Origin of the sequence: Selenomonas sp. oral taxon 126 (genome assembly GCF_001683335.1) — a bacterium.
Lineage (GTDB): Bacteria > Bacillota > Negativicutes > Selenomonadales > Selenomonadaceae > Centipeda.
Genome location: NZ_CP016201.1, coordinates 1,254,779 through 1,265,867, shown reverse-complemented (window position 1 = coordinate 1,265,867; position 11,089 = coordinate 1,254,779). Strand labels below are relative to the sequence as shown.

Genomic DNA, 11,089 nt, shown 5'->3' with positions numbered 1-11,089 from the left:
TTCGGCACACGCTCCATGATCTCCCGCCATGCCCTCAGCATCGAATCCGTCAGCTTCGTATACTGATTGAACGAGGCAAAGACGACATAGCCGCGCGTTTTTGCGGGTGTCCCCTGCGATGCGGGCAGACTCGTATATCCATTATAGCAGAATTGACTCGTCAGGCGCAGTAATTTTTCAACATAGAAGCGCTCATTGCCCGGCGGATCGCAGTAGTGATCCGTTACGAAATAGTCCACCGCCGGCAGTCCCGTCGTCGCCATATAGCCGAGCCCCGAGAGCTGGACGGGCGCAGGTTTCCACGCGAGGGCGGCAAGCCCCGAGTCCCCCGTATGCCCCGCAAGGTCGAAGAGGATGTCGATCTCATCATCGTAGATTGCACGCGCGATCCGCCCCATATCCTTCTCATACGACCGCAGATCCCGCCACTCTGTCACGAGCGTGCGGAAGAACTCCGAATACTGATCCTCCTTGCCCATGTTGTAGACATAGACCTCGAATGCATCGCGGTCGAATCCCGCAAGAAACGGCCAGATGAAATACTGCATGACGTGCTGTCGGAAATCCCCCGAGATATAGCCGATGCGGAGCTTTTCCCTCCTGCGCCGCCCGCGATGGGAGAACTGATTCACATCGGAAAAGAACGTCCCATAGCCGCAGCTGCGCCGATAGATCTCCTCTGCCGGGAGATCCACCGCATTCAGCTGGAAGAGGCTCACGCCGTAATAGTAGCGGCGCATGGCATCGTCCTCCGCCTCCTCCGCACAGAGCCTGGAGTAGGCGGATGCCGCTTCAGATCCTACAACAAGATCCCCATGCCCCGCACATACCTTGAGGAGCAATGTGCGTACATCGGACACAGCGGGCAGCCCCTCCCCGATGCGGGCAAGCCCCTCCTGCGCACGTGCGAAGATCTCCTGCTTCGTCCCGGGCGGCTCCGGACTGACAACCGAGAGATAGATCCGCGCAGCCTCGCGATCCTCCGACACGCCCTCCGCCATGAGCGCCCAGTGCCCTGCGAGGGTCTTTGCATCGGAGAAGAGATATGCCCACGCCAGACTCATGCGCTGCTCGGGTGCGAGCGCATCCGTCCCGTCCAGTGCGTGTGCAGCGGAGATCAGCGCCTTCCAATCCGCGCGCGCCTCAGCCTCTGCGAGACACGCGGCAAGTTCCGCCGCCGTCTCCCCCCGCCCCTCTGCAAGGAGGCGGTCGTAGGCACGCTCCACCGAAAAGAGGATTGCATCCGCATCGCAGAGATCGTAGAGGCACCAGTGCAGACAGTTGTGCAGCGCCATCAGGCGCAGCAGATCCGCGCACAGGCAGCAGATCTCCGTGCTGAGACGCGCGGCATCCCACACGGGTTCCATGCCGAGCTGCGTGAGGATATGCGCGGCGTCAGCGCCGTGCACATACGCTGCCGCCGTCACAAGCGGCACGCCGCGCTCCGCCGCGCGGCAGACATCCACGAGATCGGCGTCCACCGCCGTCACCAGATCGAGCTGCGCATAGGGCAGCTCGTCCACGAGCTCGAGCACAGACTCCTCCGTCCCCGCCGCTGCAATGCGCTCCATATCCGCCTCGGAGAGTGCCGCCGCAATCGCGGCGGGCAGGATCAGACGAACGGCAGGCAGACCCTGCAGCACACTGCAGAGCAGCTCGACCAGAGTCTGTGCCGCCCCCTCCGCACATGCCCCCACGACACCAATCGTCGGCATCGGCGCATCGAGCAGCGGGGTACGATAGGTATAGTCATGCACACGCTGAAAGGGCGTATAACAGTGCGCGAGGATCGGTGCACCCTCGACCAATGGAAGCGCAGCCGCAAGCCCTGCGGGGCAGTCTGCCGCAAGCGATACGATGTGCCGTGCGGGACGCAGCGCCATGATCTCGCGCGTCATGGCATTGGGCGCACGCAGCGAGAGATCAACGAGGAGGTCTATGCCATCCGCGCGAATCGCAGCAGCCGCCTCCTGCGCGCTCATCGCTCCGAGCTCCCGCAGCGGCACCTCCTTCGAGAACAGTTCTGTATCGCCGCCCGCCCCCGTATGATAGGCGTAGACCTCAAAGCGCAGACGATCATAGGAGAAAAAATACATCGGCAGCAGATCCCGCGTACGCCCCGCCCCGAAGTCCGAGGAGAGATAGCCGATCCGCAGCTTCTGCGGCTGTCCCTTTGCCGCCCTGCGTATCTGCTTTTGCTTTCGTTTCTTCATGCCCTCTCTCCTTCACTCCAACGCGCAAGCGCATGCTCATATGCCTGTTCCAAGGCGCGCATATAGCCCTCCTGATCCATGACTGCCGAGCGCTCCATCCGACCGCGCAGCCCCCTGTGCAGCCGATCGAGCGCATCCAGATCCCCCGCCAGACCGGCGACGCGCTCCACATACTCCGCAGGGGACTGCACTGCCAGTTCATCCAGCCCAACGAGTGAGAGCAGCGCATAGGAAAAGCGCGTGCTGCGCCGCGCCCCATACAGCGTCACAACGGGCACGCCCATGTAGAGCGCGTCGCAGGTCGTGCCGCCGCCCGGCCAAGGGTATGTGTCGAGCGCAATATCCACATCGAGGTAGCGCTCCATATAGTCCGTTGTTGCAGGTTCGAGGAGCACGCGCGTGAGATCGAATCCGAGACGCGTGAGCCTCTCCCGCGCCTCCTCCACCATTGCGGGCGCAAAGAAGATCTGCGATTTCAGCAGCAGCTGTGCGTGCGGCACGCGCTCCATGATCTCGCGCCAGAGGAGCAGCATCTCATCCGTGAATTTGCGATACTGGTTGAACACGCCGAAGAGGATATGCCCCCGCTTGCGCGCGGGTGTCCCCGTGGGGGCGGGCAGTCCCGCACGCGGCACATAGACGAACTGACTCGGGAGACGGATGAGCTGCTCCGTAAAATATTTCTCGCTCTCCCCCCCAACGGGATCGCAAAGTGCATCTGTCAGGAAATAGTTGACGGCATCCAGCCCCGAGGTCGCCGTATAGCCGAGCCCCATCACCTGTACGGGCGCGGGTTTGTGCGCAAGCACGGGCAGCGCACCGCCCGACGCATGCCCCGCCAGATCGACAAGCACGTCAATCTCATCCGCATGAATCTGCGCGGCGATCCCCTCCGGTGCAGTCCCGCCCATATCATACCACACGTCCGCATGGGGACGCAGCGCCGCCGTCACCTCGTCCGGCTCTGCCGCCGTGCTGTAGACATAGACCTCGAAATGCGCGCCATCATACGCCGTCAGGAGCGGCTGCACGAAATGCTGCATGACATTGCGGCGAAAATCGGGAGAGATGTAGCCGATGCGAATCTTCTCATGCCGATAGGGCGCAGCATAGGTATAGCGCGGCGTTTCTTTGAAAAGCGCACCATAGGCACAGTGCGCGCGAAAGAGCTCGTCCGCCGCCGCATTCTGCGCGTTCTGCGCAAGGAGGAACGAACTGTAGAGCGCCGTATCGGACGGCTCCTCCTCGTAGGCACATCTGTAGAATTCCGCCGCCCGCGCATCTCCCACGCGATAGGCAACGGCGGCGCGCAGCCGCATGAACTCATGGCGAAGACTCCTGCGCCCCTGCGCGATATATTCCTCTGCCAGTGCCATGGTGCGCGGCAGATCGCCCTGCCGCTCCACGGCATAGGCGTGCAGATAGCGGATCATATCATCCGCCGTCCCCGCGCGCAGGGCATTCGCCGCATACGATTCCGCTTCGGCATAGCGATGCGCTTCGAGCAGGGCAAAGATACGTTCCTTGAGTTCCTTGATATCCATACTCATACTATCGTCATTCTGCGCAGGGGACTTTAACAGACCCGTACGAGCTTCATACGCCGCCCATATGGCTTCGTACGCCGCACTAACAGCGCTGCCGTACGCCGTCCGATCCATCACGGGCGAGGCCTCCATCATCCCCCGCAGCCCCGCGTGCAGTGCGTCGAGCAGCTCCGTGTCGCGTGCCAAAGAAACAGCACGCTCAACATATTCCTCCGTCGTCCGCGTGACAAGCGCCCCCGCCCCGATATTCTCCAAAAGGGACGCGCCGAAGCGGCTGCCGAGGCTCTCCCCCGTCAGCGTCACAACGGGCACGCCCATGTAGAGTGCGTCGCAGGTCGTACCGCCACCCGGATAGGGGAAGGGATCGAGTGCGATATCCACATGATTGTACGCCGCAAGATAGTCGCGCGACGCGCCCTCCGTATCGACATATGCGAGCGGAATGCCCGCTGCCTCGAGTCGCTGCAGCGCCTCCGCACGTGCGTCTGCATAGGAAAACACATCCGTCTTGAGAAAGAGGCGGCTCCCCTCCACGCGGCGCAGAATCTCCGCCCAGACGCGCAGCACCTCATCGTTCAGCTTTGTAAAGTTGTTGAAGCTGCCAAATACAATGGGACGCCCCACCGCAGGCGCGTGATCGGGCGCAGGTGCAGAGTGCAGCGGCTGCCAGCAGAAATGCGTCGCGGGCAGGACGAGCAGCTCCTCCGTGAAGCCCGCCTCCGCCTCCCCCGCCGCGAGAATCGGATCGGCAAGGAAGTAATCCACGGTGGAAAGCCCCGTCGAGGCAAAGTAGCCGATGCCCGAGATCTGCACGGGCGCGGGACGGTATGCGAGGATCGGCAGCGTCCTGCCTGCCGTATGCCCTGCAAGATCGACGAGGATGTCGATGCCGTCGCGATAGATGACCCGCGCCGCCTCCTCTGCCGAGAGACGCGCGAGATTGCGAAAGTGTGCGACGCCTGCCTTCACCTGTTCCGTATAGCCGTCCTCCGCGTTCAGCGCATACACCGTCACCTCAAAATACGCGGAGTCGGGCGCCGTCATCAGCGCATACGAAAAGGAGAGCACAACGTGCTCCCTCACATCAGGAGAAAGATAGCCGATCCGCAGCCGCGTGCCTCGCCCGTGTCCCGCGTGATCGAATTGCCGCACAGCCGCAAAGAGCGCGCTGTATTCCTCCGCTGCCTGCCTGTCCTCGGCAAGCGTCGCGGGGAGATAGTGGCGGTTGAAGAGGACATTGCTCGCGTTGAGCGCCTTGAGCGCAAGGTCGGGGGCAGCATCGCGCGCCCGCGCGTAAAAGGCGACCGCCTCCTGCGCGCGCCCGAGGAAACGCGCACACTGCCCCGCGATGTTATAGACCTTCTCCGCAATCGCGGGGGACAGCGGGGCATCCATAAGCGGCAGGAGCAGATCGAGTGCGGCGCGCCGCTCCCCGTCGAGGAGCGCAATGCGCGCACGCAGAAACATCGTATAGGGATCGTGCGGCGCACATCTCTCACATTCCCCCCACGCGGCAAGCGCCTCCTGCGCGTGCCCCGCCTCGATGTGCAGCGCAGTGAGGAGCCCCGCTGCCTCGGCGGGCGCGTAGGGACGCAGCGCCTCGATACCGCGCAGCGCCGATGCCTCATCGCCGCGCGCCAGCGCCGCAAAGATCGCATCGCGCAGCGCCTCAAGCGCAGCCCTCCTCATGCCGTCCCTCCTGCCAGCCGTCCAATGCGGCGCAGCATCCGTGCGGCCTCGGGAGCAGCCGAGACCTCCTTGCAGGAATCCGGCAGGAGCAGCGCAAGCGCTCCCTGACTCTCGGGGGCAAAATCCCCCCCATATGCCGCCGCAAGCGCCGCTGCACGCTCCATATCCTCCACAAGCGACGCCGCCGCAGAGTTCACATCCCCCGCGAGCAGGAAGCGGCGGCGCACAGAGAAATGCCGGCTTGCGCGGCGGTCATAGTAGAGGCTCGCACGCGGAAACACGCCCGCGAGCACGGAGGCGAGAAAATCCGCATCGTGCTCCTCATCGTAGAGTGTCCGCAGCGTCCCGATGACAGTCGGATCATCTGCCCCTGCCCTATGGAGGAGGCGCACGAGCGCGGCAAGCGCGGGCGCATAGCGTGGGCTGAGACGCAGCGCACGCTCATAGCATGCAGCAGCCTCTTCCGAGTCCCCCGCGAGCGCCGCCGCCTCCCCGAGGCGCGCATAGGCGCTCGGCGCGAGGATGCCCGAGTAGTCCCCTTCGCGGTAGTATTCCTCATGCAGGTGCAGCCCCGCCTGATATGCCTTTCGCGCGCACGCAAAATACCCCTGCTCCCACGCCCATGTGCCGTAGATCAGAGGAAAATCCGCCTTCTTTGGAAGCGCATCCCGCGCCGTCTCATACGCTGCCGTGATCTCCTCATCTGCCGCGCCCATGAGGATGAGCGACTGCAGGAGGACGGCGTGCGGGCGATCCTCCGAGCCGACGGGACGGTCGCTGCTGTCCCGCGCCAGACGCGCATAATGCGCCGCCTCGGGATAGTCCTCAAGCGTATAGTAGCAGTCCATCAGATGATATTCATCGAGCTTTTTCTTCTCCCCGCGCGCACGCCTCGCGAGCAGCAGCGCGAGATCGCGCCGCGACTTCTCCTTGATGATGCGCGGCGAGTACCCCGTATGATAGAGCGTCAGCCCCGGTGCCATCGCCATCTCGCGCCCCGCATCCCCGCTCAGATTCTCCACGTGCTCGTGGATGCTCCCCACAAAGCGGATATGCGGCGCACGGCGAAAGATGCGCTGCACCTCGGCAGTCGTGCCGAGCAGCGCACCCGTGTCCATGTCGATGTTGACGAGGTGGACGATAAAGCCGTCGAATTTGCTTCGCCCGCTGTACTCCTCGATCAGCGGACGCACGCGCGGCGCACTCTCCTCAGTAAAATACTCATCCGCATCGGTAAAGACGACCCAGTCGCCCTGCGCCTGGTCGAGCGCAAAATTCTTTGCCGCAGCAAAATCATTGATCCAGTCGAAATGAAAGACCCGTGCCCCGCCCGCGCGCGCAATCTCCGCCGTCGCATCCTGCGAGCCCGTATCGACCACAATCATCTCATCGGCAAAGACACGCATCGAGCGGAGCCAACGCGGCAGATTCTCCGCCTCATTCTTTGCGATGACACACGCCGAGATCTTCATCCTATCAGCTCCATCAATTCCCTTGCCTTACGATGCCCCGCATCGCTGCGCAGCGCCTCCGTCAAATAGCCCCGTGCCTCATCCTGCGCCCCCATACGGAGGGCGGCAATCGCCTGCCCATAGAGCGCGTCCGTACTCCCGCCTACGAGCGCTGCAACGAGCGACCACGCGATAAACGCCCCCTCCCAGCGCTCCGCAGCTGCAAAATCCTCTGCCGCCGCACGCAGGACAGGCGCGCCATAGCCCGCAGCAGCACGCAGGAAGCGCTCTGCCTGTGCTGCATCCGCATGGTGAATAAACGCCTCGCGCACGAGATTGTACCCCTCCATGCTCTCCGGCAACGAGACGGCATCCGGCTCGTCGTAGTGCCGCCAGAACGCACGCATCGTCTCCGGCAGGAGATCGCGCAGACGCGCATAGAGAGGCGGACTCTCCGCATGCCGATCACGTTCCAGATGCAGGAGAACTTCGGGCATCTCGCGCACATGCTCTGCCAGCATCCCCACGAGCAGCCGCCCCTGATCCTCAGACGAAAACCCCTGCAGCTGCCCATAGACTTCGGGCACAGGCACAGCCTTTCCCGTCGCCGAGGAGAGTGCCGTGCGCGCCTGTGCGGCGAGCGCAAGCCAGCCATAGCTGTCCGCAAAGCGTGCAAGATAGGAGAGCGTCGCCGCGTCCCTGCCGCACAGCGCACAGAGCGCGTCCAAATTCTGCCCGTGCATCTCCACAAAGACATCGAGCGCCTCCTCACGCGCTGTATCGAGTGCGAGGGCGCGTGCAAGCTCTTCCTCCGCAGCTGACCTCTCGCCCGCCTCCATCAGAAGGCGCGCACGCGCGGCAGAGACAGCGCCCGCCCACGCGGGGAATGCGCTTGCCTCACCGTCCGCATCAGCGTGCTGCTCGGAGCGCCGCAGTGCCTCGGTCAGCTCCTCGAGCGCCGCCGCGCCCCCCGCCGCCGCAAGCAGCAGCCCAAGCCGCCCGTGAAAGTCCGGCAGCTGCGGGAAGGCATCACGTGCCTGACGCGCCGCAGCAATCTGCTCCGCGAGCGGGCTGTGCTCCTTTTCCATTGCATCCAACAGAAGGTGATGCAGATGACTCTGCGCGCCAATGGAAGTCACATTCTCCTCCAAGGCGGCACGCGCATAGAGGAGTGCCGCCGCATATTTCCCAAGACCATAGTAGGTATCGGCGAGGTAGCGGCAGTCCCCGGGCAGCAGCCCCGTCTCCTCCATGCGCCGCTCCATCAGGGCGAGATTCCGCGCATGCTTTGCGCGGATGCGCCCCGATGAGTAGCCCACATGACGGATGGAGAGCGCGATTTTCTCATGATAGAGGATCGGCTCCCCGCCCACCTTCCGCAGCGCTTCATGCACACGCCCCTCGTAGAACAGCCCGCGTCCCATGCGCAGGAGGCGGATGTGCGGCGCGCGTCCCGTCTCGCGCTCCCCCGCATCCTCGTCCACGTGCACAATCGGAAGGAGCACGGCGTCCACATGGGGCATCGTCACATCCACCATTGCGAGATAGGCGCGCAGTTCCAACGGCTCGAAAAAACTCTCGTCCGCATCCAAGACCGCCGCCCAGTCCGCATTGACCGCCGCAATTGAGGCATTGCGCGCGGCGGCAAAATCATCCTGCCACGCGAAGTCGACAATGCGCGCCCCCGCCTCTGCAGCGAACGCACGCGTGCCGTCCGTCGAGCCCGTATCGACAACAACGCACTCGTCCGCATAGACCCCTGTATTTTGCAGCCACGTTTCCATATCGCGCGCATCATTGCGCACAAAGACCGCTGCAGCAATGCGCAGCTCCTTCGCACGCGCCGCAATGCGCCCCCAGATCGCCATGCGCCGCCTGAGCGCCGCGCCCATCTCTTCGGTAAAGAGGGACGGCTCCGTCACCATCGCCGTCGGCACCGCCGCAAATGCCCCCTCTGCCGCCGCAATCGCCTCCGTGTATCGGTGGTATGCTGCAAGCGCCTCCGCCAGCTCTGCGTGCATCTCGGGCAGCTCGGAGAAATCCCGTACCGCCTGCTCCGCCACGGCGAGGCGCTCCTCCCTGCGCGCAGAATGCTCGCTATAGAGGCGCAGGAGAATCCGATAGGAACGTGCGGCATAGACAACGGAGCGGCGTCCAAGCGCAATGTCACGCAGGGCATAGTGCTCCGCCATGCGTTCATCGCCGAGATTGTCATAGGTCTCCGCAAGATAGCGCCAACAGCGCTCGGGGTTGTCGGAGTTCTGTGCCTCCGCAAGCAGGAGGCGAAGATTTCGCTCCCCCTTCTCCTGCGAGAGTGCAGCCGAGTATCCCGTATGGACAAGAGTCAGCAGCTCCGGTGCAACGGGACGGGACGGCGGCGCAGAGCCGTCCGCCTCGCGCAGTTCCTCGTGAATGCGCCCCACATAGTGTCGTCCCGCGCGGCGGCGGAAGATGCGCGGTGCATAGGAGTCAAGCAGGGTTTCTCCCGTTGCCTCGTCGATATTGTGCCACGGCACAAGGAGCACTTCGATACCCTCTGCATCCACCTGCGCAATCACGGCGCGCAACGCCGTGCGCGTCTCTGTCGAGAAATATTCATCTGCATCGATGAATACAACCCAGTCCCCTGTAGCACGCTCCAATGCGGCATTGCGCGCAGCGGCAAAATCATCCGCCCAAGGAATCTCATAGACAGCAGCACCATAGGATACGGCAACGCCGCACGAATCATCCTGCGATCCCGTATCGACGACAATCAGCTCATCCACGGAATCACGCAGACTCTCAATCGACGTTCTCAGATGCCGTGCATCATCTCGTACAATATAGCACGCAGAGATACGAAGCCTCTTTTCCTCCACAACGCTTGTCTCCCCGCTGTATTTTTTTGCCCGCATTCGCCAATCATCCGCCTGCACCGCTGCCCCCAGATGTGCATAGATCTGCGCAATGCGCTCCGCCACGATGGCTGCCACAGAGTCATTGAAGAACGAGCTGTCATGCACCTCTGAAAAGCCCTCGTCGTAGTGCGCGAGAGCCTCCGTCAGATGCTCTGCCGCCTCCTCGTAGCGCGCAAGTCCACAGAGGATCATGCCGCACTGTGCGTAGAAATCCGGCAGGGCGGGATACTTGGCAAGCGCCTCGTCCGCAAGGCGCAGCATCTCCTCATCGGAATAATGGAGGGCACGCATGGACTCAATCATCTGATGGTAGATCTTGCTCTCCTCGCCAATAAATACGGCGTTGCTGCGCAGCGCTTCCTCTGACAATCTCAGCGTCTGCGCATAGTCCCTCAGCCCGAAATAGCAGTCCGCAAGATAGAATGCGTGCGCCGGCGTGCGCCCGTGCAGCTGTGCATCGCGCTCGAGCATGGCAATGTTCCGTCGGATCTTCTCCTCTCCGCGCTCCTTGAGATACCCCGTATGACCGATCGTAAGCCGCTCATCCCCATAGACAATGATCCGCTCTCCCCCATCATCGCGCACAAGCTGCTCATGGATCAGCCCTTCGTAATGCAGCCCCGCTCTGCGGAAAATACGCGGACTCATGATACGCTGCGCATCTCTCAGAGAATTTCCCGTCATGTAATTCCACAGCGGAATCATCATTAGATCGGAATCATCATGCTCCTGCATCATCTCCAGAATTGCGCTGTGTACGTCCTCGGGATGAAAGAAAAATTCGTCCGCATCCAAAAAAACGACAATCTCTCCTGTAGCCTGTTCGAGTGCGTAGTTGCGTGCAAGCGAAAAATCATCCTGCCACGGGAATTCATAGAGACGTGCCCCGAACTCTGCCGCTGCCTCCGCCACAGCCACATTCCCCGCTGTCGAGACAACGGCAATCTCATCGACCGCCTCCCTGAGGGAAGCAAGCGAGCGGCGCAGTTCATGCGCCTCATCCTTTACAATATAGCAGGCGGAGATTCTCATGCGGCACATCCTTTCAATGCTTCTAAAGAATTATTATACGCGATATAGGTAAAATTAGCAAAGAAAAGAACCCCTCCCCAAAGGGGAGAGGTTCTGATTATCCGTAGGTAACTGCCGAAGCGAATTACTGGAGGAGCGAGAGGACAGCCGAGCTGTTCTGGTTCGCCTGCGCGAGCATGGACTGCGCAGCCTGGAGCAGCACGTTGTTCTTCGTGTAGTTCGTCATCTCCTTCGCCATATCCGCATCGCGAATCGTG

General features: G+C 62.5%; 5 protein-coding genes. All 5 read right to left on the bottom strand.

The genetic code is table 11. From position 1 onward, the window contains the following. Window positions 1–2,213, bottom strand: a 2,213-nt coding sequence (locus AXF19_RS05595) for an O-linked N-acetylglucosamine transferase family protein (protein ID WP_237141712.1), incomplete at its 3' end; no start/stop codon positions are given. Next, window positions 2,210–5,449, bottom strand: a complete 3,240-nt coding sequence (locus AXF19_RS05590; protein WP_066846187.1) for an O-linked N-acetylglucosamine transferase, SPINDLY family protein — start codon at window positions 5,447–5,449, stop codon at window positions 2,210–2,212. The genes AXF19_RS05590 and AXF19_RS05595, both read right to left, overlap by 4 nt. Next, window positions 5,446–6,921 carry a glycosyltransferase gene (locus tag AXF19_RS05585; RefSeq protein ID WP_066846185.1) on the bottom strand — a complete coding sequence of 492 codons (1,476 nt, stop codon included), beginning with the start codon at window positions 6,919–6,921 and terminating at the stop codon, window positions 5,446–5,448. Before AXF19_RS05585 ends, AXF19_RS05590 begins: the two co-directional genes overlap by 4 nt. Further along, the gene (locus tag AXF19_RS05580; RefSeq protein WP_066846183.1) at window positions 6,918–10,832 is read right to left on the bottom strand and encodes a glycosyltransferase; all 3,915 of its coding nucleotides are present in this window, start codon (window positions 10,830–10,832) and stop codon (window positions 6,918–6,920) included. The genes AXF19_RS05585 and AXF19_RS05580 overlap by 4 nt, the downstream gene beginning before the upstream one ends. A 124-nt stretch (window positions 10,833–10,956) precedes the next feature. Beyond that, window positions 10,957–11,089, bottom strand: a 133-nt coding sequence (locus AXF19_RS15215) for a flagellin (RefSeq protein ID WP_252997331.1), incomplete at its 5' end; no start/stop codon positions are given.